29 protein-coding genes are annotated in these 25,057 nt (G+C 64.9%); 26 read left to right on the top strand and 3 right to left on the bottom strand.

Features of this window, described 5'->3' with window-relative positions; all coding sequences use genetic code 11:
- Window positions 1-13: 13 nt before the first annotated feature.
- The 7 genes from gcvH (at window position 14) to ACF07D_RS01660 (ending at window position 8,476) form a co-directional block, all read left to right on the top strand.
- A complete protein-coding gene (gene gcvH / locus ACF07D_RS01690) occupies window positions 14-394 on the top strand; it encodes a glycine cleavage system protein GcvH (protein ID WP_391503645.1) in 381 nt (126 codons plus the stop codon).
- A gap of 41 nt (window positions 395-435) precedes the next feature.
- Window positions 436-1,863: an L-serine ammonia-lyase gene (locus ACF07D_RS01685; protein ID WP_391503644.1), complete on the top strand. Its 1,428-nt coding sequence runs from the start codon at window positions 436-438 to the stop codon at window positions 1,861-1,863.
- A gap of 52 nt (window positions 1,864-1,915) precedes the next feature.
- Complete coding sequence (locus ACF07D_RS01680; RefSeq protein WP_391503643.1) at window positions 1,916-3,382, top strand: M50 family metallopeptidase; 1,467 nt, start codon at window positions 1,916-1,918, stop codon at window positions 3,380-3,382.
- 51 nt (window positions 3,383-3,433) lie between these two features.
- Window positions 3,434-4,567, top strand: a complete 1,134-nt coding sequence (gene ispG / locus ACF07D_RS01675; RefSeq protein ID WP_391503942.1) for a flavodoxin-dependent (E)-4-hydroxy-3-methylbut-2-enyl-diphosphate synthase — start codon at window positions 3,434-3,436, stop codon at window positions 4,565-4,567.
- A 413-nt stretch (window positions 4,568-4,980) separates the two neighbouring features.
- Entirely contained in the window at window positions 4,981-5,514 is a 534-nt protein-coding gene (locus ACF07D_RS01670; RefSeq protein ID WP_391503642.1) for a PadR family transcriptional regulator, read from the top strand.
- Window positions 5,511-6,200: an ABC transporter ATP-binding protein gene (locus tag ACF07D_RS01665; RefSeq protein WP_119281537.1), complete on the top strand. Its 690-nt coding sequence runs from the start codon at window positions 5,511-5,513 to the stop codon at window positions 6,198-6,200. The genes ACF07D_RS01670 and ACF07D_RS01665 overlap by 4 nt, the downstream gene beginning before the upstream one ends.
- Window positions 6,197-8,476: an FtsX-like permease family protein gene (locus ACF07D_RS01660; protein ID WP_391503641.1), complete on the top strand. Its 2,280-nt coding sequence runs from the start codon at window positions 6,197-6,199 to the stop codon at window positions 8,474-8,476. The genes ACF07D_RS01665 and ACF07D_RS01660 overlap by 4 nt, the downstream gene beginning before the upstream one ends.
- Before the next feature lie 13 nt (window positions 8,477-8,489).
- Here ACF07D_RS01660 and ACF07D_RS01655 read toward each other — a convergent pair whose 3' ends face one another.
- Window positions 8,490-9,974 (bottom strand): RNB domain-containing ribonuclease, encoded by a 1,485-nt coding sequence (locus tag ACF07D_RS01655; RefSeq protein WP_391503640.1) that lies wholly within the window; start codon window positions 9,972-9,974, stop codon window positions 8,490-8,492.
- A 47-nt stretch (window positions 9,975-10,021) separates the two neighbouring features.
- Here ACF07D_RS01655 and ACF07D_RS01650 point away from each other — a divergent pair, with 47 nt between their 5' ends.
- The 3 genes from ACF07D_RS01650 (at window position 10,022) to ACF07D_RS01640 (ending at window position 12,530) form a co-directional block, all read left to right on the top strand.
- Complete coding sequence (locus ACF07D_RS01650; protein WP_391503639.1) at window positions 10,022-11,083, top strand: TIGR00730 family Rossman fold protein; 1,062 nt, start codon at window positions 10,022-10,024, stop codon at window positions 11,081-11,083.
- A 2-nt stretch (window positions 11,084-11,085) separates the two neighbouring features.
- Window positions 11,086-11,454, top strand: coding sequence for a TraR/DksA family transcriptional regulator (locus tag ACF07D_RS01645; protein WP_391503638.1), 369 nt, complete (start codon window positions 11,086-11,088; stop codon window positions 11,452-11,454).
- Between the two features lie 92 nt (window positions 11,455-11,546).
- Window positions 11,547-12,530, top strand: a complete 984-nt coding sequence (locus tag ACF07D_RS01640; RefSeq protein WP_391503637.1) for a hypothetical protein — start codon at window positions 11,547-11,549, stop codon at window positions 12,528-12,530.
- A 361-nt stretch (window positions 12,531-12,891) separates the two neighbouring features.
- On the opposite strand, the gene ACF07D_RS01635 is transcribed toward ACF07D_RS01640, so the two are convergent.
- Window positions 12,892-15,291, bottom strand: coding sequence for an ATP-binding cassette domain-containing protein (locus ACF07D_RS01635; RefSeq protein WP_391503941.1), 2,400 nt, complete (start codon window positions 15,289-15,291; stop codon window positions 12,892-12,894).
- A gap of 88 nt (window positions 15,292-15,379) precedes the next feature.
- Between ACF07D_RS01635 and ACF07D_RS01630 the strand changes: the two genes are divergently transcribed.
- Genes ACF07D_RS01630 through ACF07D_RS01620 form a run of 3 tightly spaced genes read left to right on the top strand, consistent with a single transcriptional unit; the run spans window position 15,380 to window position 17,549 of the window.
- Complete coding sequence (locus ACF07D_RS01630) at window positions 15,380-15,754, top strand: PadR family transcriptional regulator (RefSeq protein ID WP_391503636.1); 375 nt, start codon at window positions 15,380-15,382, stop codon at window positions 15,752-15,754.
- On the top strand, window positions 15,751-16,671 hold the full coding sequence (locus ACF07D_RS01625; protein WP_391503635.1) for an HAAS signaling domain-containing protein: 921 nt from the start codon (window positions 15,751-15,753) through the stop codon (window positions 16,669-16,671). Before ACF07D_RS01630 ends, ACF07D_RS01625 begins: the two co-directional genes overlap by 4 nt.
- The gene (locus tag ACF07D_RS01620; RefSeq protein WP_391503634.1) at window positions 16,668-17,549 is read left to right on the top strand and encodes a type II CAAX prenyl endopeptidase Rce1 family protein; all 882 of its coding nucleotides are present in this window, start codon (window positions 16,668-16,670) and stop codon (window positions 17,547-17,549) included. The genes ACF07D_RS01625 and ACF07D_RS01620 overlap by 4 nt, the downstream gene beginning before the upstream one ends.
- Before the next feature lie 8 nt (window positions 17,550-17,557).
- Here ACF07D_RS01620 and aroQ read toward each other — a convergent pair whose 3' ends face one another.
- Complete coding sequence (aroQ, locus tag ACF07D_RS01615; protein WP_119281529.1) at window positions 17,558-17,995, bottom strand: type II 3-dehydroquinate dehydratase; 438 nt, start codon at window positions 17,993-17,995, stop codon at window positions 17,558-17,560.
- 119 nt (window positions 17,996-18,114) lie between these two features.
- Between aroQ and trmB the strand changes: the two genes are divergently transcribed.
- From trmB to rplN, 13 genes are all read left to right on the top strand, one after another.
- Entirely contained in the window at window positions 18,115-18,852 is a 738-nt protein-coding gene (gene trmB, locus ACF07D_RS01610; protein WP_119281528.1) for a tRNA (guanosine(46)-N7)-methyltransferase TrmB, read from the top strand.
- 526 nt (window positions 18,853-19,378) lie between these two features.
- Window positions 19,379-19,687, top strand: coding sequence for a 30S ribosomal protein S10 (rpsJ, locus tag ACF07D_RS01605; RefSeq protein ID WP_010156393.1), 309 nt, complete (start codon window positions 19,379-19,381; stop codon window positions 19,685-19,687).
- Window positions 19,688-19,701: 14 nt separating this feature from the next.
- Entirely contained in the window at window positions 19,702-20,355 is a 654-nt protein-coding gene (gene rplC / locus ACF07D_RS01600; protein ID WP_119281527.1) for a 50S ribosomal protein L3, read from the top strand.
- Between the two features lie 3 nt (window positions 20,356-20,358).
- Entirely contained in the window at window positions 20,359-21,012 is a 654-nt protein-coding gene (gene rplD, locus ACF07D_RS01595; RefSeq protein WP_391503633.1) for a 50S ribosomal protein L4, read from the top strand.
- Window positions 21,013-21,014: 2 nt separating this feature from the next.
- Window positions 21,015-21,308: a 50S ribosomal protein L23 gene (rplW, locus tag ACF07D_RS01590; RefSeq protein WP_183075415.1), complete on the top strand. Its 294-nt coding sequence runs from the start codon at window positions 21,015-21,017 to the stop codon at window positions 21,306-21,308.
- Window positions 21,309-21,330: 22 nt separating this feature from the next.
- Window positions 21,331-22,167: a 50S ribosomal protein L2 gene (gene rplB / locus ACF07D_RS01585; RefSeq protein WP_119281524.1), complete on the top strand. Its 837-nt coding sequence runs from the start codon at window positions 21,331-21,333 to the stop codon at window positions 22,165-22,167.
- A 22-nt stretch (window positions 22,168-22,189) separates the two neighbouring features.
- Window positions 22,190-22,471: a 30S ribosomal protein S19 gene (gene rpsS / locus ACF07D_RS01580; protein WP_025133706.1), complete on the top strand. Its 282-nt coding sequence runs from the start codon at window positions 22,190-22,192 to the stop codon at window positions 22,469-22,471.
- 25 nt (window positions 22,472-22,496) lie between these two features.
- A complete protein-coding gene (gene rplV, locus ACF07D_RS01575; RefSeq protein WP_119281523.1) occupies window positions 22,497-22,874 on the top strand; it encodes a 50S ribosomal protein L22 in 378 nt (125 codons plus the stop codon).
- A gap of 3 nt (window positions 22,875-22,877) precedes the next feature.
- Window positions 22,878-23,636 carry a 30S ribosomal protein S3 gene (gene rpsC / locus ACF07D_RS01570; protein ID WP_042544411.1) on the top strand — a complete coding sequence of 253 codons (759 nt, stop codon included), beginning with the start codon at window positions 22,878-22,880 and terminating at the stop codon, window positions 23,634-23,636.
- 3 nt (window positions 23,637-23,639) lie between these two features.
- Window positions 23,640-24,059, top strand: coding sequence for a 50S ribosomal protein L16 (gene rplP, locus ACF07D_RS01565; RefSeq protein WP_119281522.1), 420 nt, complete (start codon window positions 23,640-23,642; stop codon window positions 24,057-24,059).
- On the top strand, window positions 24,059-24,376 hold the full coding sequence (rpmC, locus tag ACF07D_RS01560) for a 50S ribosomal protein L29 (protein ID WP_119281521.1): 318 nt from the start codon (window positions 24,059-24,061) through the stop codon (window positions 24,374-24,376). Before rplP ends, rpmC begins: the two co-directional genes overlap by 1 nt.
- A gap of 2 nt (window positions 24,377-24,378) precedes the next feature.
- On the top strand, window positions 24,379-24,651 hold the full coding sequence (rpsQ, locus tag ACF07D_RS01555; RefSeq protein WP_119281520.1) for a 30S ribosomal protein S17: 273 nt from the start codon (window positions 24,379-24,381) through the stop codon (window positions 24,649-24,651).
- A 33-nt stretch (window positions 24,652-24,684) separates the two neighbouring features.
- On the top strand, window positions 24,685-25,053 hold the full coding sequence (gene rplN / locus ACF07D_RS01550) for a 50S ribosomal protein L14 (RefSeq protein WP_059063306.1): 369 nt from the start codon (window positions 24,685-24,687) through the stop codon (window positions 25,051-25,053).
- Window positions 25,054-25,057: the final 4 nt, after the last annotated feature.

Here is a 25,057-nt window from a genome sequence, read left to right as displayed (position 1 = left end):
AATCGAGAAACCCATGAGCCAGGTACACGCAGGATTCCGCTACTCCGAAGAGCACGAGTGGATCGACGATCAGAGCCCCGCAACCGTTGGTGTCAGCCAGGTCGCGGCAGACGCCCTCGGCGACGTTGTCTACATCGAGCTGCCTGAGGTTGGCGCGCAGCTCACCGCAGGCGAGGTCTGCGGCGAAATCGAGTCGACGAAGTCGGTTTCTGACCTCTACAGCCCCGTCACTGGCGAGGTCGTCGAGGTCAACGACGCCGTCGTCGCCGACCCTGCACTCGTGAACAGCGACCCATACGGTGCGGCGTGGCTGTTCCGCGTCGCAGTCACCTCTGAGGGCCCGCTGCTCTCGGCTGAGGAGTACGCCGCCGCGAACGACGCAACCGTCGCGTAACGCGCCCTCACCAACCCACACCCCGAAAGGCAGGCCGCAGCGTGGCGATCAGCGTATTCGATCTCTTTACCGTCGGGATCGGGCCATCGAGCTCTCATACCGTCGGGCCGATGCGCGCCGGTCACGCGTTTGTTGCTGGTATCGCAGCGCGCGGCAAGCTTACCGGGGTGGCCGGGCTGCGGGTGGACCTCTTCGGTTCGCTCGCAGCTACCGGCCACGGGCACGGCACCTTCACCGCAGTGCTGCTCGGGCTTGAGGGATTCGACCCCGAGACTGTGCTGCCGAGCGAGGTCGAGGCCGCGCTCGCCCGCATTGAGGAGACGGGAGAGCTGCGGGTCGGCGTCGAGCTCGGAGCCGCGGCGAACGGCGCCGAGCCGGCGATCGTGCAGTTCGGCGTCGCCGACATTGTGCTTCGCCCGCTGACGGTGCTTGAGACCCACACGAACGGCATGCGGTTCGCGGCGCTCGACGCCGCGGGCGAAGTGCTCGACGAGCAGACCTACTACTCGGTCGGCGGCGGCTTCATCGTGCGCGACGGGGCCGAGGAGAAGATCCTCGACCGCCTCGCAGAGCAGCTCGCCGAGCAGCCTTACCCCTTCACCACGGCGGCTGAGCTGCTCGTGCACAGCGAATCAAACGGGCTGAGCATCGCTGAAGTGATGTTCGCGAACGAACTCGTCAGCCGAGACGAGGAGAGCATTTGCAGCGGCCTCGCCCACATCTGGGACGTGATGGAGGGGTGCAAGAACTCAGCCCTCACCCGCACCGGCGTGCTGCCCGGCGGGCTGAACGTACGCAGGCGAGCGCCTGAGTGGCACCGGAAGCTGAGCGAGCAGGATCCTGACCGCGACCCCGTGTTCTGGCAGGAATGGATCAACCTCGTCGCCCTCGCTGTGAACGAGGAGAACGCGTCTGGTGGTCGCGTCGTCACCGCGCCAACGAACGGTGCGGCGGGGATCATTCCTGCGGTGCTGTTTTACGCGACCCATTACGCGCCAGGCGCCGCGACATGGAGCCCGGACGAGAAGCAGCGCGTCGTCGTCGATTTCCTGCTCGCCGCGGCAGCAATTGGTGTGCTGTTCAAAGAGCAGGCCTCAATCTCTGGTGCAGAGGTGGGGTGCCAGGGCGAGGTCGGTTCTGCCTCCTCCATGGCGGCAGCTGGCCTCGCGCAGATCCTTGGGGGCACGCCGCAGCAGGTCGAGAACGCCGCAGAGATTGCGATGGAGCACAACCTCGGGCTGACGTGCGACCCGATCGGCGGGCTCGTGCAGATCCCGTGCATCGAGCGCAACGCGATCGCGGCATCGAAGGCGATCAACGCGGCGAAGATGGCGCTCATGGGTGACGGAGAACACCACGTCACGCTCGACGAGGTCATCATCACGATGCGCGAGACAGGCAAAGACATGAGCGACAAGTACAAGGAGACTGCGCGCGGCGGGCTTGCTGTGAATGTCATCGAGTGCTGAGAACTCGCCCCGCTGAGGGGCTAAACACAGCCGCCGCGGGTACGCTAAACCGGTGACTACCGTTCTGCTCTATGCCCTCGGGATCCTGATCGTCGTGCTGCTGCTCGGCATCTCGATCGCGCTGCACGAAATCGGGCACCTGCTCCCCGCCAAGCTCTTTGGCGTGAAGGTGACGCAGTACATGATCGGCTTCGGGCGCACAATCTGGTCGCGCAAGAAAGGCGAGACTGAGTACGGCGTGAAGGTGCTCCCGTTCGGGGGTTACGTCGCGATGATTGGCATGTATCCGCCATCGAAGCCGGGGGAAGCGCCGCGCGAGGCGACGACGGGGTTTCTGAACTCGGTCGTCGAAGACGCGCCAGTGAAGGTCGGCAAGAAGCACGGCGAGGCGATCGTCGATGAGATCACGCGGGTCGGCTCCGCCGAGACTGCCGCTGGCGGCCCCGACGAGGTCGAGTATCGTCGCGGGATCGCGGGCTGGGTTGACGAAGCACGCGACGCGAGCGCGGAGACGATCGGCGAAGGTGAGGATCACCGGTCGTTCTACAGGCTCCCAGTCTGGAAGAAGATCATCGTGATGGCGGGCGGGCCGTTCATGAACTTGCTGCTCGCGTTCCTGTTCTTCGGCATCGTGATCTCGGGCTTCGGCGTCGCCCAATCGAGCACGACGCTCGCGCACGTGAGCGAGTGCCTCGTACCGGCGGGCAGCACGCAGACGAGTTGCGGCACTGACGATCAGGCGGCCCCAGCTGCGGCGGCCGGGCTGAAGCCCGGAGACAAGCTTGTTGCAGTCAACGGGCAGCAGATTGAAGACTGGGAGCAGTTCCGGTCAATCGTGGCTTCGTCGCCAGGGCAGACGCTGCAGGTCGAGATCGAGCGCAACGGCACGACCGAGACAGTCGGGCTCACGCCAGAGGCGAATGAGCGGATTCTCGCCGACGCGAACGGCAAAGCGGTGTTGAACGCCGACGGAACACCGAAGACCGAGAGCGTCGGCATGATCGGGGCGTCGCCGGGCACCGAAGTGGTGCAGCAGCCGATCACCGAGATCCCAGCTTTTGTCGGCGAAAACGTCAAGAACGTCGCCGGCGTCATCATCAACCTGCCGGCGCGGCTCGTCGACGTCTGGCAGGCCGCGTTCGGCGCGGAGGAGCGCGATCCCAACGGGCCGATGGGTGTCGTCGGGATTGGCAGGCTCGCCGGTGAAGTGGTGAGCATGGACGAGGTGCCGTTCTCCGCTCGTGCCCAGTTCATCTTCAGCCTCGCAGGCTCGCTCAACGTCGCACTGTTCGTCTTCAACCTCGTACCGCTCATGCCGCTCGACGGCGGTCACATCGCCGGCGCGATCTATGAGGCGATCAAGCGCGGGTGGGCGAGGCTGCGGGGGAAGCCCGATCCTGGCCCGGTCGACACTGCAAAGATGGTTCCCGTCACATTCGTTGTCGTGATTGCGCTCGGAGCAATGAGCCTGCTGCTCATGTACGCGGATATTGTGAAGCCTGTCGCACTATTCGGCTAACGTTCGGCTGACCGCGGTAGACTCGAGTCCGTGGCAGCAGTGAATTTGGGAATGCCGAAGGTACCGGAAGTTCTGGCACCGCGGCGCAAGACCCGTCAAATCAAGGTCGGCTCAGTCGGCGTGGGCAGCGACTCGCAGATCTCTGTGCAGTCGATGACCACGACTGCGACGACCGACATCAACGGTACGCTCCAGCAGATCGCGGAGCTTACGGCGGCGGGGTGCGACATTGTTCGTGTCGCCGTCCCGAGCCAGGACGACGCGGATGTATTGCACATCATTGCGAAGAAGAGCCAAATTCCGGTGATCGCCGACATCCACTTCCAGCCGCGCTACATCTACGCGGCGATCGACGCCGGGTGCGCCGCGGTTCGTGTGAACCCAGGCAATATCCGCCAGTTCGACGGAAACGTCGGCGCGATTGCCAAGGCCGCGAAGGACGCGGGAGTCTCCTTGAGGATCGGCGTGAACGCCGGCTCGCTCGACCGTCGCCTGCTGCAGAAGTACGGCAAGCCGACAGCAGAAGCGCTCGTGGAGAGCGCAGTCTGGGAGGCATCGCTCTTCGAGGAGCACGACTTTCACGACTTCAAGATCTCGGTGAAGCACAATGACCCCATCGTGATGACGAAGGCCTACAGGCAGCTCGCCGCGCAGGGCGACTGGCCGCTGCACCTTGGTGTGACCGAGGCGGGCCCGGCGTTCCAGGGAACGATCAAGAGCGCCACAGCCTTTGGCATTCTGCTGTCCGAGGGCATTGGTGACACGATTCGCGTGTCACTCTCGGCCCCGCCCGTCGAGGAGGTCAAGGTTGGCCTGCAGATCCTGCAGTCGCTGAACCTCCGCGAGCGCAAGCTTGAGATCGTGTCGTGCCCCTCGTGTGGCCGCGCGCAGGTCGACGTCTACACGCTCGCCGAGGAGGTCACCAAGGGCCTTGAAGGCATGACCGTGCCGCTGCGCGTCGCAGTCATGGGCTGCGTTGTGAACGGGCCAGGGGAGGCCCGCGAGGCAGACCTTGGTGTTGCTTCGGGCAACGGCAAGGGGCAGATCTTCGTGAAGGGCGAGGTCATCAAGACCGTTCCCGAGTCTGAGATCGTCGCCACGCTCATCGAAGAAGCGAACCGCATCGCTGACGAGATGGGGCACGAGCGCGAGTCTGGCAAGCCTGAGGTTATCGCCTCGAAGTAGCGCCAGCCAGTCTGCGGCTCCACCCTCGGCCACTGTCGGGCTCTGCCCAGCTCTGCCGGGCTCTGCCCAGCTCTGTCGGGCTCTGCCCAGCTCTGTCGGGCTCTGCCCAGCTCTGTCGGGCTCTGCCCAGCTCCATGCGGCTCCAGCCTCGGCCACTGTCGGGCTCTGCGCAGCTCCATCCGGCTCTGCCCAGCTCCATCCGGCTCTCGGCGCATTGAACGACCCCAATCCCTGCGATCTGTCGATCGTATGCAGGATTGGGGTCGTTTCTGCATTTGCATCGTTGAACACATGGCGTGCGCGCGACAGGAATCGTTCGGGGCCGGTTCGCGGCTTCCAGTCGACCACCGCCCGCCCAGGCAGTCGAAAGTCACGACTTGCGCATCTATAAACTCCGTGTATACGCTCGGTGTATGGCAACGATGGACTCCTCACACGCCCTTCTCGGGCTGCTCGGAACCGGCTCCGGTTACGGCTACGACCTGAAGCACGACTACGACAGGCACTTCGGGGCCGAGAAACCCCTCGCATTCGGTCAGGTGTACGCGACGCTCGCACGACTCATGAAGCACGGTTTCATTGCGCTGCTCGGCGACGAGGCGGGCGGCGGCCCCGACCGCAAACGCTACGAGATCACAGCCACAGGTCGCGCCGAGCTCGAGGATTGGCTGTTTTCGGCCGACACCCCATCGCCGGCGCTGCAGAGCAACTTGTTCGCGAAGACGATCATCGCGCTGCTGCTCGAAGATGATGCCGCCCGACTGCTCGACATCCAACGAGCAGAACACCTTGAGCGGATGCGCGAGCTGACGAGGCGCAAGCTTGGGGCCGACCTCGCGACGGTGCTCGTCTGCGACCACGCCCTGTTTCACATCGAGGCCGACCTCCGTTGGATCGAGCTCACCTCAGCGCGTCTTGGCGAACTGCGGGCGGAGGTGGCGCGATGAACCCCGTGCTCAGCGTTCGCGGCATTGAGCGGTCCTTCGGCATGGACGTCGCGCTCCGAGGTGTCGACCTCGATGTCGCGCAGGGCGAGATCCTGGCGATCATGGGGCCCTCTGGATCAGGGAAGTCAACGCTGTTGCATATCCTCGCTGGCGTGCTCACACCCGACGACGGGACAGCAATCTATCGCGACCCCGCAACGAGCGAGACCTCGGAGCTGAGCGGGCTCGGCGAGGCAGCGCGGGCGAAGCTCAGGCTCTCGGAGTTCGGCTTCATCTTTCAGTTTGGGCAGCTGCTGCCAGATCTCAGCGCTGTCGACAACGTGTCGCTCCCGCTGCTCCTCTCTGGGCAGCCGCGCAAGATCGCGTTGCGTCAGGCACGCCGGTGGCTCGAACGGCTCGGCCTCGACGAGCACGTACAGAAGCTGCCGTCAGAACTCTCGGGTGGGCAGGCACAGCGCGTCGCGATTGCCAGAGCACTCGTGACGGCCCCAAAGGTGATCTTTGCCGACGAGCCGACGGGTGCACTCGATTCGCTGTCTGCCGAGCAGGTGATGCTCACCCTCACGGAGCTCTCGCGCGCATCGGGAACAACGGTAGTGCTCGTGACTCACGATGCCCGCACCGCCGCATATGCAGACCGCGAGGTCGTCGTGCGCGACGGCAAGCTATCGGGGCTCGCGCGATGAGGGCGGTCATCGTCGGTTGGGTGCTCGCTTCGCGCGAGCGCGGTGGCGTGAAGCGCCTCGTCGGAATCGCGGCCGGTGTTGCTGTTGGCGTCGCGCTCCTGCTCCTCGTGATCGCCGCTTACCAGGCGCTCGGGGACCGGAGTGCTCGCTCGACCTGGCCGCTTGATAGCGCCTTCAAAACAGGTCAGATCGCCGACCTTGAGTTCGGCGACGACACAGTGTGGGTCGCGCCGAGCGGCATGCTCGGCGCCCCCGGAGACTTCTACGATGGTGAAGCGATCACGCGGGTGTCTATCGCGGCGACGGCAAACTCGACCGTCGCGGTCCCCGGGGTTGAACGCGCCCCGCAGCCGGGGGAGTACTACGCCTCGCCAGCGCTCGCCGAGCTCATCGACGCCGCGCCTGCCGACGAGCTCGGAGACCGCTTCGGCACTCGGATTGGAATCATCGGCCCAGATGCGCTGCTCGGCCCCGACAGTATGCTCGCAATCGTCGGCACCGAGGCGGCCGTTGTGGAACCGATGCTCGGCGCGAGCCTGCATGCCGACCTCTCGGGCGTGAGGTTTCCGACTCCCGCCTACGCAATGATCGCGATCATAGGTGGGGTCGCCGTGCTCTTCCCGGTCGTGGTGCTTATCTCGATCGTCACGAAGCTTGGACAAGCCGCGCGTACGGAACGCTTCTCAACGATCCGACTTATCGGCGCTTCGCCGCGCCTTGTCGCCGTGCTCGCAGCGCTCGAAGCAGTCGCACCGGCAATCGTCGGCGCACTTGTCGGCGTCGGGCTCTTTTTTGCCGTTCGCCCGCTCGCGGCGCTCGTCGAGATCGAAGGCTCTCGATTCTTCGTCAGCGACCTCGCAGTTCCGTCTTGGGTGATGATCGTCGCAGCGCTTGGCACAGCGGCGCTTGCAGGCATCGTCGCATTTGTCACAGCCCTTCGGACAGGGCTCGGCCCGCTCGGCGGGAGCCGCGAGCAACATGAGCGCCCGGCCAGATGGTTGTCGCTTGTTCCACTCATGCTCGGCGCGATTGTGATCGCGACGCCGGCAGTCGTGACGTCCTCGGGGCTTGATGTGCGGGTCCCCGACATCACAATCCTCGTCGGGTTCGTCCTCGTGACTACTGGGCTTGTGCTCGCAGGCCCGTGGCTCGCGGCGACAGTCAGCGGCTTCGGAGCTCGCCGAGCGAACGGTGCCGCTGGAGTGATCGCCATGCGCAGGATTGCCCGCCACCCGCGCGCGACGTTCAGGTCAGTGAGCGGCCTCGTGCTTGCGGTGTTTGTTGTCACAGTGTTTGCCGTCGGCACGACGACCGAGATCGTAGACGAAGTCGCCGACGTGCCGGCGACCGAACTCGTGCGAGCCGAGACGCTCGTCGCAAACGTCGCCGTCGACGCCGATCCGGCTGCGCAAGAGGCTGGCCTCGCGCGGGTGGCTGAGATCCCTGGCGTTGAACGCATTGTGCGAGTCGGTTGGTATGAAGGGGAGAACACCTCCCTTGGCGGTGAGAGCGAACCTGCAGGAGCCTCCCACCCAGAAGAGACGCCCGCGGGCGTTGACGGCGAACTGCTCGATGGCGGCTTTGTCCTCTCCGGCGAGGATGCCCGTGCGCTTGGACTCGATCCGGGAACCGCTGAGTGGCTGTGGCTGGAGCAGCCGTACTTCAGCCCATTCGCGATCGGTCGCGATGTCTATACCGCAGCGATGACCGAGGCCGCCGCCGCGACAGCAACACCGACGCTCGTGGCGGTGCTCACCGACGATCGGCCCGGATCGCTCGAACGAGCGCGGACCGCGATCACCACGAGCGGCCTCACGCTTGCGGGGCTTCCCGCGACGCGGGTAGAGAGCACCGATGCCGGGGCGACCCGGTTCGCGCGCCAGTACGTCAGCCTCGCCTGGATCGGGATCCTGATCGCCACGCTCATCTCGGCGATCTCCCTGTCGGTCTCGACAGTCGCTGGCATGATCGACCGGCGCCGCCAGCTCGGCCTGCTGCGACTGAGCGGAATGCCGGCGGCAACGCTCAGGCGGATGATCGTCGTCGAGACCGCGCTCCCGCTTGCGGCAGTCTTTCTACTCACGATCGGGCTCGGCTTTCTCACGGCGTGGGCTGTCGTTGTCGCCCTGAGCGGCGGCGACAGAGGTGTGACGCTGCCCGATGCGAGCTATCTCGGGCTGATCGGGATCTGCCTCGGGCTCGCGGCCGCCGCGATCCTCGTCGTGTTCCGCTCTGTGCGGAGCGAGCTGCCGCTCGCCGCGACAAGGTTCGAATAACCGAGATCGCACCTCACGCGACGGCGAGTTCGATCGTCCCCGTCGCAATCTCCGCACTCACGACCCTGACGCGGGCGTGGCGCCCAGCACTGAGCGCTCCGCCCGTGTTCGGCACTCTGGCGGTGACCGCGGGGTCGACGATCTGCACGCGTGCGCCGCCGCCCCGGGCCTCGAGCACGACGGCGTCGAATTCCTCGCCTGCCCGGTCGCGGAGCAGCGCTGCCTCGATCCTGTCGAGCGCCTCGGAACCGAGCCTGCCGGCGAGCGAGGAGGACGACCGCATGAGTCCAGGTACCTCGCCAAGACTCGAACTGGCCCATTCGGGCACCTCGCGCCCAGCACAGAGCGCCTCACAGATCACCAGGCCCCACCTGTCGACGAGTCGCCTCAGCGGCGCAGTCACGTGCGCGTAGGGCGCGGCGATTGCTGCTTGCTCTGGACGTTCGGGCGGCGCGAGCCGCTCCCCATCGTGGGTGACCCCAAACGCCGCATAGTCGGCGCCCCGGAAGAGACTCGCCGCGGCGTGCAGCACGGCGGCCCCAGCAGGCGTTCCGGCAGGGACTGTGCGCAGGTACTCGCCATACGCGATACCGGCAGGCCAGGGAAGGCCGAGAGCCGCGACCCTGTCGTGAAACTCAGCGAGCGCCGTCGCATCTGGCGACGGCATCGTTCGGAGGATCCCGATTCCGCCGTCGAGCATGATCCTGCCCGCCGCCATCCCGGTGAGGAGCGACAACTGTGCGTTCCACTCCTCCACCCGGAGCGGGAACCGGCGTTCGATCCGGTAGCCACTGTTGTCGCGGAGGACCTCCTCCTCGGGCATGTTCAGGCTCGCGCCGCCGCGCGCCCGTTCGCAGCCGATGCGCAGCTCGCCGACCTCCCGGAGTAGCGTGAGAGCCTCCGCAGCAGGGCCGGAGCCCGCGGCGCCCGAATCGAGTGTGAGCTGGGCCGAAGCGTAGTCGAGTTTCGCGCAGGATCGGATGAGCGCACGCTCCACCCGCGCGGGGGAGACCGCTGCTCCGTCGAGTGCAGCGCGGCCATCGGTATCGAGCTCGATCGTCCACACGAACGCTGTGCGCTCCTCATTCGGCAGGAGCGAGGCGCGACCCTCGCTGAGCTCTCGCGGATGCAACGGCACCGAGCCGTCTGGGAGGTACAGCGTCTGACCGCGGCGTCGCGCTTCAGCGTCGAGCGCGCCACCCGCCGCGACGAAGCCCGGAACGTCGGCGATTGCGTAGCGAATGACGAACCCGCCGCCTGTGAGCCGCTTGATGTCGAACGCCTGGTCGAGGTCTCGCGACTCTGCCGGGTCGAGCGTCACGAACCCGATATCGCGGAGGTCGAGCTCTGGGGTGGGCGGCGTGACTGAGACGGCCTCGGCGACTGCCTCGGGCGGGAACGCGTCGACGATCCCGCCCGCCTCCCTGAGCGCGGTGAGGGCCGCGGCGAGCTGGCCGCCTGGTGCGTAAGGTGCGATATGCGTCCGCCTGCTGGGCATGGTCGTAGCCTAGCGCCCCGCCCCCAACAAACTCCTAGACTGGGGCTATGACAGCCGCAGAGAACCTCGAGACAACAGAGGCCGTCGACGCCCTCCTGAAGACCGCTGGCGTGACGCAGCAGCGCGGACTCGTGCGGCGCATCATTGAGGCGGGCCTCGGGCTTTCCTCTGACGACGCCTCACGGCTTGACGTGAAGATCTCTGCAGTGGCACTGGAAGAGATGCGGGAAGCATTCGCACTCTTCGCCCCCTACAAGGGAGTGCGCAAGGCGACGATCTTCGGGTCCGCTCGAACTCAACCGGGCGACCTGCTGTACACGGCAGCAGAGACGAGCGCACGCGCGCTCTCAGACGACAACTGGATGGTCGTCACCGGCGCCGGCCCCGGAATCATGGAGGCCGCCGCGGTCGGTGCGGGCGCTGAACACTCGCTCGGTGTGTCGATCAGGCTGCCCTTCGAGGAGGAGCCGAACGCGTTCGTCGCGAACGACGAACGGCACGTTGCAATGAAGTACTTCTTCACGCGAAAGCTCATGCTCGTCAAGGAATCGAGCGCGTTCATTTGCCTGCCCGGCGGGTTTGGCACGATGGACGAGACCTTTGAGCTTCTCACCCTGCAGCAGACAGGAAAGATGGTGCCCGTGCCGATCGTGCTGCTCGACAGGCCTGGCGGTACGTACTGGAGTGGGTTCAAGAGCTTCGTGCTCAACGAACTCGAGCGTGGCGGCTTCGTCACCCCGGGCGACCTCGATCGCGTGCTCATCACGGACTCTGCGGACGCCGCCGTCGAGCACGTGCACGGCTTCTGGAGCAACTACACAGACCTGCGGTGGTTCCCGACCAACGTGCCCGGAGAACGGGACACGCTGCTGCTGTACGTTCGTACTGCTCCGACCGCGGCACAGCTTGTCGAGCTCAACGAACGCTTCGGTTTCATGCTCGCGGCGGGCGTGATCGAGATCGCCGAGCCATACCCCGAGGAAGGCTCGGAGCGCGCCAACCTCGTACGAGTGCGCCTCGTACCTCGGCCGCATGCGATCGGGGAGCTCTACAGGATCATCTGGGCACTGAACGAAATGGCGCCCGGCGACCCCTCCACGGAGGAGTAGCCGTGGGGATAGCCGCTAGCACAGACGACGATGCGCCCCGCGCCGCGCTCGTTACGACGCGTGCGCAGGTTGCAGCTCGCCTGGCTGATCTCGAGCGCTCGCTCGCCGACCTTGTGCGAAGCCGCGAATCCGCGAACGACGACGACGAGCACGACCCGGAGGGTGTGACGCTCTCGTCTGAGTGGTCTCGCCTGAGTGGCCTCGCTGAGGCGGCGCGCGCCGAACTCGCCGAGGTTGACGGGGCGCTCGAACGATGGGCTGCAGGAGACTACGGAGTGTGCGAGAGCTGCGGCAGGCAGATTCCTGTCGAGCGGCTCGAGGTTCGCCCGTTCGCGACACGCTGTGTGCGGTGCGCGAGCCTGGCGCGCTGACAGGAGCTATCGACGTGTGGCGCTGCGCGGCAGTTGTCCACAGATCGCACGATGCGGTCGCTACGCGCGGGGGTCGCCGCAATCCTTGAGACATGAACAGGCCCGCACGCCAGCTGCCAGTAGACCTCGGCGATGCGTTTCTGTGGTCGGATGCGATCGCCGCTGGCGTCTCTCCTCGACGCCTGCGAAATGCTGATCTTGAGGCGCCGTTCCGAGGCGTGCGGAAGAAGCGCGTTGATCCGCTCCGCGTGTCGCAGCCGGGGCCGATCGGGCACGTTTCCGCCGGTCACGCGAGCGCTGCCCATCCGCTTGCCAGGCGGAGGGTCGAGCACCTCGAGCGGGCCAAGCTCTATAGCCTGATCGCGTCCGATGGCGCTTTCTTTTGCGGCAGAACGGCTGCGGTGATCCTAGGGCTCCCCGTTGAGCTCAAGCCCGCTCAAGATCTCGAGGTGGGGCGGCTGTATCCCGCCCGCGCCCCGAGAGTGCGGGGCATCCGGGGCGTCCAAGTTCGGCCAGGGCTCGTCGCGCTGCAGTCGTCCTCGGGGCTGCGCACGACCAGTCCATCGACGACGTGGGCGATGCTCGGCCGCTGGCTCAGCATGGAAGAACTTGTTGTACTCGGCGACGCGATCGTGAACGATTCGCGCTTCGGGCGGGACGCACTGATCGCGCTTGACGCGGCCGCAAGCGTTCCAGGCAGGCCCAGGGCGCGGCTGCTCAGGGAGGCGCTCTCGCTCGTGCGCGTTGGCAGTGCCTCTCCGCCCGAGACTCAGCTGCGACTGGCGCTTCACGCTGCTGGCCTGCCTGAGCCTGAGCTCGATGTCAATGTGCGGGACGCGAGCGGTGGCTTCCTTGGGCGGAGCGAGCTCGCGTATCCGGACAGCCGACTTGCAATCGAGTACGAGAGCGACCACCACCGCGTCGACCAGCGACAGTGGAACCGCGACATCGACAAGTATCAGGCCTACGCCGAGTCAGGATGGCGCATCATCAGGGTGACCGCGGCGATGTTGTACACCAACAGCGGTGAGATGGTGCGGCAGATTGCGGATGCCCTCGCCGCGGCAGAGCGCTGAGCTCGGTAGCTCTCGTGGTACTGGGATGCCAGCCATGGCGGTGCCAGCCATGGCGGTGCCAGCCAGGGAGTTGGCAGTTGTGGCCGTGCCAGCCAGGGAGTTGGCAGTTGTGGCCGCTTGCGGGCACCCAGAACGACCACTGGCGCCAACCCGGGCGAGTGAGAGTTGGACCGGGGGAGGTATCTTGCCCCCGGCCCTGCCCTCATGCCCACCTTCTGCCCCTGAGTTGGCAGTTGTGGTCGTTTGCCGGCGCTCGCAGCGACCACTAGTGCCAACTGCCTGGGGTTGGGTAGGGCCGGAGAGCAGGGCCCGGGAGCAGGGCCGGGGTCGGAGCCAAGTTGGGGTTGGGGCAGGCCCTGCCCTAGCCGACGTACTCTGCGAGGTGCTCGCCCGTGAGGGTCGACTTCGCTCCAACCAGGTCCGCGGGTGTGCCTTCGAAGACGACAGTGCCGCCGTCCTGGCCTGCTCCAGGCCCGATGTCGATGATCCAGTCGGCGTGCGCCATCACAGCCTGGTGATGTTCGATAACCACGACGCTCTTGCCTGAGTCCACGAGTCTGTCGAGCACGCCGAGCAGCTGCTCGACGTCAGCGAGGTGTAGGCCCGTTGTGGGCTCGTCGAGCACATAGACGCCAGCGTCCTCTGCCATCGCGATCGCGAGCTTCACGCGCTGGCGCTCGCCGCCGGAGAGTGTGGTGAGCGGCTGGCCGAGGGTGAGGTAGCCCACACCGACGTCGACGAGGCGAGCGAGGATCTTCGCGGCCTTGGGTACCTTCACGCTCGCACCGGCGGGGGAGGTCCCAGCGAGGAAGTCGTGGGCGTCGGTGATTGACATCTCGAGGAGCTCGGCGATGTTCTTGCCGCCCTCGCCCTCGCTCCCTCCCAGGCGGTACTGCAGCACCTCGGCCTGGTAGCGCCGGCCCTCGCACTCGTCGCACGGCGTCGCGACGCCGGCCATCACAACGAGGTCTGTGTAGATGACGCCGGCGCCCTTGCAGACCGGGCAGGCGCCCTCGGAGTTCGCCGAGAACAGTGCCGGTTTCACGCCGTTCGCCTTCGCGAATGCGGTTCGGATCGGGTCGAGCACTCCGGTGTAGGTGGCGGGGTTTGACCTGCGGGAACCCTTGATGGGGGACTGGTCAACAGCGATGACACCCTCACGGCCCGAGACGTAGCCGTGGATGAGCGAGGACTTGCCGGAGCCCGCGACGCCAGTGATCGCGCACAGCACGCCGAGAGGCACGTCGACGTCGACGTCGCGAAGGTTGTTGCGGTTCGCACCCCGTACTTCAATCGCGCCGGTCGCCTTGCGGACGGATTCTTTCAGCGAGGCGCGGTCGCCGAAGTGCCTGCCAGTGACGGTGTCAGAAATGGCGAGCTCCTCGACGGTGCCCTCGAAGCAGATCTCGCCGCCCGCGGCGCCCGCTGCGGGGCCGAGGTCGACGACGTGGTCGGCGATCCTGATCATCTCTGGCTTGTGCTCGACTACGAGCACCGTGTTGCCCTTGTCGCGTAGCCTGAGCAGGAGCCCGTTCATGCGCTGGATGTCGTGTGGGTGGAGGCCGATCGATGGCTCGTCGAAGATGTAGGTGACGTCGGTGAGGCTCGAACCGAGGTGGCGGATCATCTTGGTGCGCTGCGACTCGCCGCCGGACAGCGTGCCTGCGGGCCTGTCGAGCGAGAGGTAGCCGAGCCCGATCTCGACGAACGAGTCGAGGGTGTCGGCGAGGTTTGCGAGGAGCGGCGCCACGGACGTGTCCTCGAGCCCGCGCACCCACTCCGCGAGGTCCGAGATTTGCATCATGCAGGCGTCCGCGATCGAGATGCCGTTGATCTTCGAGGAGCGCGCGAGCTCGGTGAGCCGCGTACCGTCGCACTCTGGGCAGGTATCGAATGTGATCGCTCGGTCCACGAATGCGCGGATGTGCGGCTGCATCGCCTCGCGGTCCTTCGAAAGCATCGACTTCTGGATCTTCGGGATGAGCCCCTCGTAGGTGACGTTGATGCCGTCGACCTTGATCTTCGTCGGCTCCTTGTAGAGGAGCGCGTCGAGCTGCTTCTCAGTGAAGTCCTTGATCGGGGTGTCGGCGTCGAAGAAGTCGTTTCCGCCGAAGATTCGCCCATACCAGCCATCCATCGAGTAGCCCGGGATCGTGAGCGCGCCCTCGTTGAGGGTCTTCGAGGCGTCATAGAGCGCGGTGAGGTCGAAGTCGCTCACCTTGCCGCGGCCCTCGCAGCGTGGGCACATGCCGCCGATGATGTTGAACGAGCGGCGCTCCTTGGTGGCTCGGCCGCCCTTTTCGAGTGTGACCGCGCCTGCGCCTGAGATGGACGCGACGTTGAACGAGAACGCCTTGGCAGGGCCGATGTGCGGGGTGCCAAGGCGGCTGAAGAGGATGCGGAGCATTGCGTTCGCGTCGGTCGCGGTGCCGACGGTGGAGCGCGGATCGGCACCCATGCGCTGCTGATCGACGAGGATCGCGGTTGTCACTCCGTCGAGTAGGTCGACGTCGGGGCGGGCAAGGGTGGGCATGAACCCCTGCACAAACGTTGAGTAGGTCTCGTTGATGAGGCGCTGAGACTCGGCAGCAATTGTCGCGAAGACGAGGGAGCTTTTGCCTGAGCCGGAGACCCCGGTGAACGCGGTCAGGCGCCGTTTGGGGAGCTCGACGCTGACGTTCTTGAGGTTGTTTTCGCGGGCGCCATAGACGCGAATGCGGTCGTGGGAATCAGCTGGATGGGTGGCTGCCTCGGTGCTCATACGCAAATCGTAGTGCTCGGGCCTAAAGCTCACAGGAAAAGTTTTGTTCATGCATTGCAATCCTTGTTACCCAAGGTATAGTCGCAGCATGGACTCCCCGTCTGACCGCATCGCCACGAACCTTCGTAAGGGGGTGCTCGAATACTGCGTGCTCGCGCTGTTATCCGAGCGTGACATGTACGGCCTCGAGCTCGCAAACGCCCTTATGGAACGGGGGCTGAGCGCGAGCGAAGGGAGCCTGTACCCCCTCCTCGCGCGAATGCGAGAGGGCGGGGCAGTCGACACGCGGTGGGAGCAACCAGCTGAATCCGGTGGCACACGGCCACGGCGCTACTACGCGATCACTGATCGGGGCCGAGAGCTCCTTGTCGTGTTCGCGGGGATCTGGCGGGGCCTTGCCGCCGAAGTCGACACGCTGATCTCTGACGTTGTTGATCGCCCAGATGCGGAGGAAAATGCATGAACGCTCACCCACTGCCGGCGCGGGCCGAAACCTACCTCGAACAGCTTCTTGGCGCGCTCGCCGACGCGCCTGCGGATGTACGAGCTGCAGCCCTCGACGACGTTCGCGCGCACGTGGCGGAGGCGCTCGACAGCGGCAGAACCGTCAATGAGGCGCTTGCAGGGCTCGGGCCTGCGCAGACGTTCGCGGCACAGTTCCGTGAGGAACTCGGCCTGCCTGAGGAACACGAGGCAGACGAGACCAGCGGCGCGCGCCTCTTGCATGTCACGGCTGTGGTGGTCGCGGTACTCGGTGGCGTCATGAATGTGTGGCTCGAGACGGCGGCCCGGGATCTATCCCTTGGCGTTGCAGTGCTGCTGTTTATCCCCGCCGTACTCTCTGCGCTGCCGCTGGTGCTACCGGCCCACTTGCGGGTGCCTGTCGGTCTCGCAAACGCCGTCGTTGTCACGGCGTTCGTCGTGCTGACGATCGGTGGTGTTGGCGCGTTCTTTGCTCCCCTCGCGCTGCAGCTCTGGGTGGCGGTGATTGTCCCGTGGCGGGTATCGAAGGGGCTCGATCTCTCGCATGGGCTCATGTTGCGGATCCTTGGCGCGGTCACGGTTGCGCTGCCCGCGCTGCTGCTCATCGCTGGCATGACCTCGGGATCGCTGGGGTGGAGCCTGGCGACCGCAGCAATCGTGGCTGTGCTCATCGCACTCGCGCTGGGGTTTGCCCTCGGGCTTCGCTTCACAGCCTGGGTTGTCGCCGCGCTCGGCGTGGCGCTGCTTATCGCAGCGTTCTTTGACCCGGGCATGCTCATGCTCGGAGTCTGGTGGGTCGGCGGCTACTACCTGAGCTTCGGGGTCGGGTCGGCAGTCGCTTGGACGCACGCTGCGAGACCGGCACCGCGGGGCCCAGCGGCTACGCTGGAGGCGTGATCGAACACCCCGTACCGACCCTGCGAGCGCTGCCACTTGCCGGCGCACTGCTTGTCGTGCTCGCGGCGCCGGCGTTCTTCGTCGCCGAGCTCCCGTGGCTCGGGCTGGGCCTCCTGCTCGCGGGGCTCATCGTCGCCTGGGTAGCTGACGCTCGGTCAGGGGTGTTGGTGTGGCCCGGTCGCCCCTCGCAGGGCTGGCGCCCGACGCCTTCGCTCACGCGCGACCTCTCACTGGTCGCGCTCGGACTTCTTATCGTGCGCACGATTCCCCTCGCGGCAGAACTTGATACCCTCTCGATGCTGCGGTTCACGCTCGCGCTTGGTGGGGCCGTGACAGTGCCCTACCTCGTGTCCCGCTACGTCTATGGCGACAGAGCTACAGGCTTCCCGTGGCGCGGCGAAACTCCCGGTCGGCGTTGGGGTGCGCTCCATTGGGGGTGGCTCGGTGGCGTACTCGTGCTCGGGTGGTTGATCTTGCCGTACTACTTCATCTCGTCAGGCGTCTATGCGAACTGGCCGGAGATCACCACGCAAGATCTCACGGCCCGCCTGTTCATCGGGGTTGGGGCAGTCGGAATCTGGGACGAGCTGTTCTTCATCTGCACAGTGTTTGCGGTGCTGCTGAGGCACTTCCCGGTGTGGGCCGCGAATGTGCTTCAGGCTGTAGTCTTCGTGTCGTTTCTGTGGGAGCTCGGCTACAGGGCCTGGGGGCCGATCTTGACGATCCCATTCGCGCTCGTGCAAGGTTTCATCTTCGTGCGGACTCGCTCGCTCGCGTACGTCGTCACAGTGCACCTCTTGTTCGACGCGGTCGTGTTCGCGGTGCTCGTGCACGCCCACAATCCAGCACTGTTCGACGTGTTTCCTACCGCCCCGTAGGGCGGCGGCTACCGAGCAAGTAGGCTCGCGATCCTGCGTACCGCAAACTCGTAGCCTTGGATACCCGCGCCGGTAATGACGAACTCTGCGAGCGGCGAGATGAACGAGTGATGGCGGAACTCTTCGCGGGCGAACACGTTTGAGATGTGAATCTCGGCGAATGGCAGCGGTACGCCTGCAAGCGCGTCACGCAGCACCACTGACGTGTGGGTGAGCCCTGCCGGGTTGATGATGATGGCCGAGCAGTCGTGCCTGGCCTCGTGGATCGCGTCGAGAATGACGCCCTCGTGGTTCGACTGGACCGCGCGGACATCGATTCCGTACTCCTTGGCAACACGAATGACGAGCCGTTCAACGTCCTTGAGAGTGTCACTGCCGTAGATTTCGGGCTCGCGGGTGCCGAGCAGGTTGAGGTTCGGTCCGTTTACCAGCAGGATCCGCTTCATCTCGGCACACTCCTTGTGACTCGTTCTGTGTCTCACCATCGTAGCCCCGGAGGGTGACTGTGTCGGGATACGCGTGCGCCGCAATTGCACTCTCAGGGGCGCCCGGCTACCGTTGACGGGTGACTGAGCAGCCGCGCAAAGCCTTTGACCCCTCGACATTCCGCGACAAACCCGTATCGTTTGTCCGCCGAAGCGGCAGGATGACGCCATCCCAGGAGCGGGCATGGGAGGAATCGCGAAGCGACTTCCTGCTCGAGATTGCTCACGGTCCGGCCGCGACGAGCGTCGCGCCGGGGGAGACTGGGGACCCGGCTCAGATCTTTGGGCGCGACGCTGAGCTCATCGTAGAGGTGGGTTCTGGTCAGGGCCATCAGATCCTCTCTGCCGCAGCTGCACGGCCTGAGACAAACTTCCTCGCTATTGAGGTGTTTCGCGCGGGTCTCGCACGAACCGTCATTCGGGCGGCTGACGCCGGACTCACGAACTTGCGCCTCGCCGAGGTGAATGCCCCTGAGTTGCTCGAACACTACTTGCCGGCGGGCTCGGTCGCAGAGATCTGGGTGTTCTTCCCAGACCCCTGGAAGAAGGCCAAGCACCACAAGCGCAGACTCATCAGCGCAGATTTCGCGAGGATCGCCCACCGGGCATTGCAGCCTGGTGGAGTGCTGCGTCTCGGCACTGACTGGCAGAACTACGCAGACCATATGCGCGTTGTCATGGACGAAGCGCCCGGTTTCGAGCGCGCATTCGAGGGGGAGTGGGCTGAGCGCTACGAAGGTCGAGTGCTCACGGCATTTGAAAACAAGGGCATTGAGAAGGGCCGCGACATCCGCGACCTCACGTACCGCAAGGTCTAGACGCGAGCAGGGTCTCGCCGGCCCCGGGAGGGCGCTCAGCGTGAATGGAGCCGTGCGTCTGCGATCTGCATTCGCTCTGACCCGCGGGGAGGATCCTGGCATTGTTACTATCGATCGCATACCGAACGCGTGAGTCGTAAAGACCCTGTACGAGCCGAGCGGAGCATGCCCGCGATCCGAGTCGACGACACGCCGCGACACGCGACACGCCCGGGTTGCACCGCGCGAATCCCTGTGTCAGAATAGACAGGTTCAGTACTCCGTGCATGCGGATCACTGCCAGGTAGTGCATTGCTTCTCGACTTGATCGAGACGTGAGGCCGCGGGCAGCGAACACAGCCTGCACGCCGAGAGGCGACCAGACGTCAGTCCGGTCGTTTTTGTGCGTGCAGAAATTGATAGGTGAACAGAGACCCAGCACTAAGGCACTTCAGGGTGCCCGTCTGCCAAGGGCGCTGGTACGCAAGACGTCCAATGCTGTCGGCCACAAGCCGAGAGTACGACGCAAGTAGAAAGTAGAGATGTCATGGCGGGACAGAAGATCCGCATTCGACTCAAGTCGTATGACCACGAGGTCATTGATAGCTCAGCGCGCAAGATCGTAGATACGGTCACCCGCGCGGGCGCAACCGTGATCGGCCCAGTGCCGCTCCCCACGGAAAAGAACGTGATCGCTGTGATCCGTTCGCCGCACAAGTACAAGGACAGCCGCGAGCACTTTGAGAAGCGCACGCACAAGCGCCTGATCGACATCGTCGATCCCACCCCGAAGGCCGTCGATTCGCTCATGCGTCTCGATCTCCCGGCCGATGTCAACATCGAGATCAAGCTCTAAGGGGGGATCCAGACATGACTGCAGTACGTAATGTGAAGGGTCTCCTGGGCACCAAGCTCGGCATGACTCAGGTATGGGACGAGGACGGCAAGGTCGTTCCCGTTACCGTCATCGAGGTGGCGCCTAACGTTGTCACCCAGATCCGCACCCCCGAGGTCGACGGCTACAGCGCCGTTCAGATCGCCGCGGGTCAGATCGATCCCCGCAAGGTGAACCAGCCCTCGGCTGGTCACTTCGAGAAGGCCGGCGTGACGCCGCGCCGCCACATCACCGAGATCCGCACCGCCGACGCTGCTGAGTACAGCCTCGGCCAGGAGCTCACCATCGAGGGCGCTTTCGAAGCCGGTCAGAAGATCGACGTCGTTGGCACTTCGAAGGGTAAGGGCTTCGCGGGCGCTATGAAGCGTCACAACTTCAAGGGCGTTGGCGCTTCGCACGGTGCACACCGCAACCACCGTAAGCCTGGTTCGGTTGGTGGCGCAGCAACTCCTGGTCGCGTTTTCCGCGGCAAGAAGATGCCTGGCCGTATGGGTACCGATCGCGTGACCGTGCAGAACCTCACCGTTCAGGCGATCGACGCCGAGAAGGGCCTCATCCTGATTAAGGGTGCAGTTCCCGGTGCGCGTGGTCGTCTCGTTTTCGTCCGCAACGCAGTGAAGGGGGCGTAGTTCATGGCTACCGCTACCAAGCTCGAGGTTTTCGACGCGAAGGGCAAGAAGGCTGGGTCGGTTGACCTTCCCGATGCTATCTTCGGCGCCGAGACCAACGTTCCGCTGATCCACCAGGTGGTCACGGCACAGCTGGCTGCTGCCCGTCAGGGTACGCACAAGACCAAGACCCGTGGCGAGCGCTCGGGTTCAGGCGTCAAGCCGTTCAAGCAGAAGGGCACTGGCCGTGCACGCCAGGGCTCGGTCCGCATGCCGCAGCACCGCGGCGGTGGCATCGTCCACGGGCCCGTGCCCCGCGATTACTCGCAGCGCACCCCCAAGAAGATGATTGCTGCTGCACTCGTTGGCCTGCTTTCGGACCGCGCACGCGCGAACCGCCTGCACGTCGTCGAAGGCTTCGGCATCGCCGACAAGCCGAGCACCAAGACCGCACGCGAGTTCCTCGCACAGGTCGCACCGGGCAACCGCGTGCTCGTGGTCGTTGACCGCGAAGACGTGCTCACCGTGCTCAGCGTTCAGAACCTTCCGAACGTGCACGTGCTGTTCCACGATCAGCTCAACGCCTACGACGTTGTCGTCAGTGACGATCTCGTCTTCACCAAGGCAGCTTTCGACGCATTCGTCGAGGGTCGCGCCGTTAAGGAGGACTCGAAGTGAGCATGAACAAGGCTGCGCACGACGTCATCATCCGCCCGATCGTCTCGGAGAAGAGCTACGGCCTCATCGACGCAAACGGACAGTACACCTTCGAGGTTGCTCCCACCGCGTCGAAGACTGAGATCAAGCTCGCCATCGAGTCGGTATTCGGTGTGAAGGTCGCAAAGATCAACACCCTGAACCGCAAGGGCAAGACCCGCCGCACGAAGTTTGGCCTCGGCAAGCGCAAGGACACCAAGCGCGCCATCGTCACGCTGAAGTCGGGCTCCATCGACATCTTCACGGCTGCGCTGTAGAAGGGGCGAAAAGGAACACAACATGGCAATTCGCAAGTACAAGCCGACGACCCCAGGTCGTCGCGGGTCGAGCGTTGCTGATTTCGCTGAGATCACGCGCTCCACGCCCGAGAAGTCGCTGCTGCGTCCGCTCCCGAAGACGGGTGGCCGCAACAACCAGGGCCGCATCACGACTCGTCACATTGGTGGTGGCCACAAGCGCCAGTACCGCGTCATCGACTTCCGTCGCAATGACAAGGACGGCGTCAACGCCCGCGTAGCGCACATCGAGTACGACCCCAACCGCACCGCGCGCATTGCGCTTTTGCACTTTGAGGACGGCACGAAGCGTTACATCATCGCTCCGAACAAGCTCAAGCAGGGCGACATCGTTGAGTCGGGCGCTGGCTCGGACATCAAGCCCGGCAACAACATGCCGCTGAAGAACATCCCCACGGGTACTGTGATTCACGCGATTGAGCTGAAGCCCGGTGGGGGAGCGAAGCTCGCTCGTTCCGCTGGCTCGTCGGTTCGCCTCGTGGCGAAGGATGGCCCCTACGCACAGCTGCGTCTCCCCTCGGGCGAGATCCGCAACGTTGACGCGCGCTGCCGCGCGACCGTCGGCGAGGTCGGCAACGCTGAGCAGTCGAACATCAACTGGGGTAAGGCCGGCCGTATGCGCTGGAAGGGCGTTCGCCCGACCGTGCGTGGTGTCGTCATGAACCCGGTGGATCACCCCCACGGTGGTGGCGAAGGCCGCACCTCGGGTGGCCGTCACCCGGTGAGCCCCTGGGGCCAGAAGGAAGGCCGTACGCGCCGTCCGAACAAGGAAAGCGACAAGCTCATTGTGCGCCGCCGTAACGCTGGCAAGAAGCGCTAGTCGGCAGGTAGGAGAATAGAAGATGCCTCGTAGTCTCAAGAAGGGCCCCTTCGTCGACAACCACCTGCTCAACAAGGTGGTCGTACAGAACGAAGCTGGCACCAAGAACGTGATCAAGACCTGGTCGCGCCGCTCGATGATTATCCCCGCAATGCTGGGCCACACCATCGCAGTGCACGACGGTCGGAAGCACATCCCCGTATTCGTCACCGAAACCATGGTTGGACACAAGCTGGGCGAGTTCGCCCCGACTCGTACCTTCCGTGGCCACGTGAAGGACGACAAGAAGGGCCGTCGCCGCTAACGCGGTGGCGAGAGGAGGAAGAGAAATGGTGGAATCGATCGCACGCGTGCGTCATATCCGCATCACCCCCCAGAAGGCCCGTCGTGTCGTTGACCTGGTTCGTGGCAAGAACGCGCAGGAGGCCCTCGCCATCCTGAAGTTCGCGCCCCAGGCTGCCGCTGAGCCCGTGTTCAAGCTCGTCGCTTCGGCGATCGCGAACGCACGTGTAAAGGCTGACGCTGAGAACCTGCGCCTCAACGAGGACGAGCTCGTCATTGCACGCGCATTCGTGGATGAGGGTGCAACGCTCAAGCGTTTCCGCCCCCGTGCACAGGGCCGCGCGTTCCGTATCAACAAGCGCACCAGCCACATCACGGTCGTTCTTCAGACCGCTGATGAGCTGGCAGCTCAGAAGGGAGCCTAAGGAATGGGCCAGAAGATTCATCCCTACGGCTTCCGCCTCGGGATTACAACCGACCACGTGTCGCGTTGGTTCTCGGACTCGACGAAGAAGGGCCAGCGTTACGCTGACTACCTCGCCGAGGACATCAAGATCCGCCAGCACCTGCAGGTCCAGTTGGACCGCGCCGGTGTCTCGCGTGTTGAGATCGAGCGCACCCGCGACCGCGTCCGCGTAGACATCCACACTGCTCGCCCCGGCATCGTTATCGGTCGCCGTGGAGCAGAGGCTGAGCGCATCCGCGCTGACCTCGAGAAGCTCACAGGCAAGCAGATCCAGCTGAACATCCTCGAGGTGAAGAACCCCGAGGCTGACGCCCAGCTCGTCGCACAGGGCATCGCCGAGCAGCTCGCTGCTCGTGTGGCATTCCGTCGCGCAATGCGCAAGGGCCTCCAGGGTGCTCAGCGCGCTGGCGCCAAGGGTGTCCGTATCCAGGTATCCGGCCGCCTTGGCGGCGCTGAGATGAGCCGCTCGGAGTTCTACCGTGAGGGTCGCGTGCCGCTGCACACGCTCCGCGCGAACATCGACTACGGCTTCTACGAGGCGAAGACCACCTTCGGTCGCATCGGCGTGAAGGTCTGGATCTACAAGGGCGACCTGACGAACAAGGAGCTCGCTCGTGAGCAGGCTAACCAGAAGCCGTCTCGTGAGCGTGGCGATCGCCGCCGTGCGCCCCGTGGCGCTCAGGCTGAGGCTGCACCCGCTGCAGCAGGAGCGGAGAAGTAACACATGCTGATTCCCCGTCGAGTCAAGTACCGCAAGCAGCACCACCCGAGCCGCAGCGGTCAGTCCAAGGGTGGCAACACTGTCACCTTCGGTGAGTTCGGTATTCAGGCGCTCAGCCCCGCTTACGTGACGAACCGTCAGATCGAGTCCGCTCGTATCGCCATGACGCGTCACATCAAGCGTGGCGGCAAGGTGTGGATCAACATCTACCCTGACCGTCCGCTGACCAAGAAGCCCGCTGAAACCCGCATGGGTTCCGGTAAGGGCTCACCCGAGTGGTGGGTTGCGAATGTCAAGCCGGGCCGCGTCCTCTTCGAGGTCGCAGGTGTTGACGAGGAGCTTGCGCGCGAGGCACTGACCCGCGCGATCCACAAGCTCCCCCTCAAGGCCCGCATTATTAAGCGCGAGGAGGGCGACGCGTAATGGCGATCGGAACCAAGGAACTGGCTGTCACCGAGCTTGACAGCTTCGAAAACGAGCGTCTCGCGGAAGAGCTGAAGAAGGCCAAGGCCGAGCTCTTCAACCTGCGTTTCCAGTCGGCCACCGGCCAGCTTGAGAACCACGGGCGCGTACGTCAGGTGAAGCGCGACATCGCTCGCATCTACACCGTGCTCCGCGAGCGCGAGCTCGGCATTCGGGTCACCCCGGCAGCTGAGCCCGCGAAGAAGGCTTCTGCAAAGAAGTCGTCCACCAAGAAGACCGAGCAGGCGCCCGCCGCCGCTGAGACGAAGGAGGCCTAAGAATGGCTGAGGTCGAGAAGGAACAGCGACCGTATCGCAAGGCGCGCCGTGGCTACGTCGTCAGCGACAAGATGGACAAGACCATCGTTGTTGAGGTCGAGGACCGCGTGAAGCACCCGCTCTACGGCAAGGTCATGCGTCGCTCATCGAAGGTGAAGGCCCACGACGAGCAGAACACCGCCGGCATCGGCGATCTCGTACTCATCCACGAGACCCGCCCGCTCAGCGCCTCAAAGCGCTGGCGTCTGGTCGAGATCCTCGAGAAGGCGAAGTAAGCGCCTCGCGCTTACTGACTGAAGGAGTAGCAAGTGATTCAGCAGGAATCCCGACTCAAGGTTGCCGATAACACCGGCGCCAAGGAGTTGCTTACCATCCGTGTCCTCGGGGGCTCAGGACGTCGTTACGCAGGTCTCGGCGACACCATCGTCGCGACTGTTAAGGACGCGATCCCCGGCGGCAACGTGAAGAAGGGTGAGGTCGTCAAGGCCGTCATCGTTCGTACCCGCAAGTCGACCCGTCGCGTTGACGGTTCGTACATCAGCTTCGACGAGAACGCCGCCGTTATCCTGAAGGCAGACGGGGAGCCCCGCGGCACCCGTATCTTCGGGCCGGTTGGCCGTGAGCTTCGCGACAAGAAGTTCATGAAGATCGTCTCGCTCGCACCGGAGGTGATCTAGTCCT

Origin of the sequence: Leucobacter sp. NPDC015123, from assembly GCF_043080205.1 — a bacterium.
Classification (GTDB): domain Bacteria; phylum Actinomycetota; class Actinomycetes; order Actinomycetales; family Microbacteriaceae; genus Leucobacter; species Leucobacter aridicollis_A.
The sequence above is the reverse complement of the archived record's forward strand: the minus strand, read 5'-3'. Positions and strand labels throughout refer to the sequence as shown.

Bases quoted from the DNA above. Each gene is read 5' to 3' on its own strand.
- ACF07D_RS01640 (WP_391503637.1), top strand. From the start codon at position 11,547: ATGAACAGGCCCGCACGCCAGCTGCCAGTAGACCTCGGCGATGCGTTT.
- rpsC (WP_042544411.1), top strand. From the start codon at position 22,878: ATGGGCCAGAAGATTCATCCCTACGGCTTCCGCCTCGGGATTACAACC.
- rplV (WP_119281523.1), top strand. From the start codon at position 22,497: ATGGTGGAATCGATCGCACGCGTGCGTCATATCCGCATCACCCCCCAG.
- rpsQ (WP_119281520.1), top strand. From the start codon at position 24,379: ATGGCTGAGGTCGAGAAGGAACAGCGACCGTATCGCAAGGCGCGCCGT.
- ACF07D_RS01635 (WP_391503941.1), bottom strand. From the start codon at position 15,291: ATGAGCACCGAGGCAGCCACCCATCCAGCTGATTCCCACGACCGCATT.
- ACF07D_RS01630 (WP_391503636.1), top strand. From the start codon at position 15,380: ATGGACTCCCCGTCTGACCGCATCGCCACGAACCTTCGTAAGGGGGTG.
- ACF07D_RS01655 (WP_391503640.1), bottom strand. From the start codon at position 9,974: ATGCCCAGCAGGCGGACGCATATCGCACCTTACGCACCAGGCGGCCAG.
- rplP (WP_119281522.1), top strand. From the start codon at position 23,640: ATGCTGATTCCCCGTCGAGTCAAGTACCGCAAGCAGCACCACCCGAGC.
- ACF07D_RS01670 (WP_391503642.1), top strand. From the start codon at position 4,981: ATGGCAACGATGGACTCCTCACACGCCCTTCTCGGGCTGCTCGGAACC.
- aroQ (WP_119281529.1), bottom strand. From the start codon at position 17,995: ATGAAGCGGATCCTGCTGGTAAACGGACCGAACCTCAACCTGCTCGGC.
- ACF07D_RS01665 (WP_119281537.1), top strand. From the start codon at position 5,511: ATGAACCCCGTGCTCAGCGTTCGCGGCATTGAGCGGTCCTTCGGCATG.
- rpsS (WP_025133706.1), top strand. From the start codon at position 22,190: ATGCCTCGTAGTCTCAAGAAGGGCCCCTTCGTCGACAACCACCTGCTC.
- gcvH (WP_391503645.1), top strand. From the start codon at position 14: ATGAGCCAGGTACACGCAGGATTCCGCTACTCCGAAGAGCACGAGTGG.
- rpmC (WP_119281521.1), top strand. From the start codon at position 24,059: ATGGCGATCGGAACCAAGGAACTGGCTGTCACCGAGCTTGACAGCTTC.
- ACF07D_RS01625 (WP_391503635.1), top strand. From the start codon at position 15,751: ATGAACGCTCACCCACTGCCGGCGCGGGCCGAAACCTACCTCGAACAG.
- ACF07D_RS01660 (WP_391503641.1), top strand. From the start codon at position 6,197: ATGAGGGCGGTCATCGTCGGTTGGGTGCTCGCTTCGCGCGAGCGCGGT.
- ACF07D_RS01650 (WP_391503639.1), top strand. From the start codon at position 10,022: ATGACAGCCGCAGAGAACCTCGAGACAACAGAGGCCGTCGACGCCCTC.
- rplC (WP_119281527.1), top strand. From the start codon at position 19,702: ATGACTGCAGTACGTAATGTGAAGGGTCTCCTGGGCACCAAGCTCGGC.
- rplW (WP_183075415.1), top strand. From the start codon at position 21,015: ATGAACAAGGCTGCGCACGACGTCATCATCCGCCCGATCGTCTCGGAG.
- ispG (WP_391503942.1), top strand. From the start codon at position 3,434: ATGCCGAAGGTACCGGAAGTTCTGGCACCGCGGCGCAAGACCCGTCAA.
- rplD (WP_391503633.1), top strand. From the start codon at position 20,359: ATGGCTACCGCTACCAAGCTCGAGGTTTTCGACGCGAAGGGCAAGAAG.
- rplB (WP_119281524.1), top strand. From the start codon at position 21,331: ATGGCAATTCGCAAGTACAAGCCGACGACCCCAGGTCGTCGCGGGTCG.
- rpsJ (WP_010156393.1), top strand. From the start codon at position 19,379: ATGGCGGGACAGAAGATCCGCATTCGACTCAAGTCGTATGACCACGAG.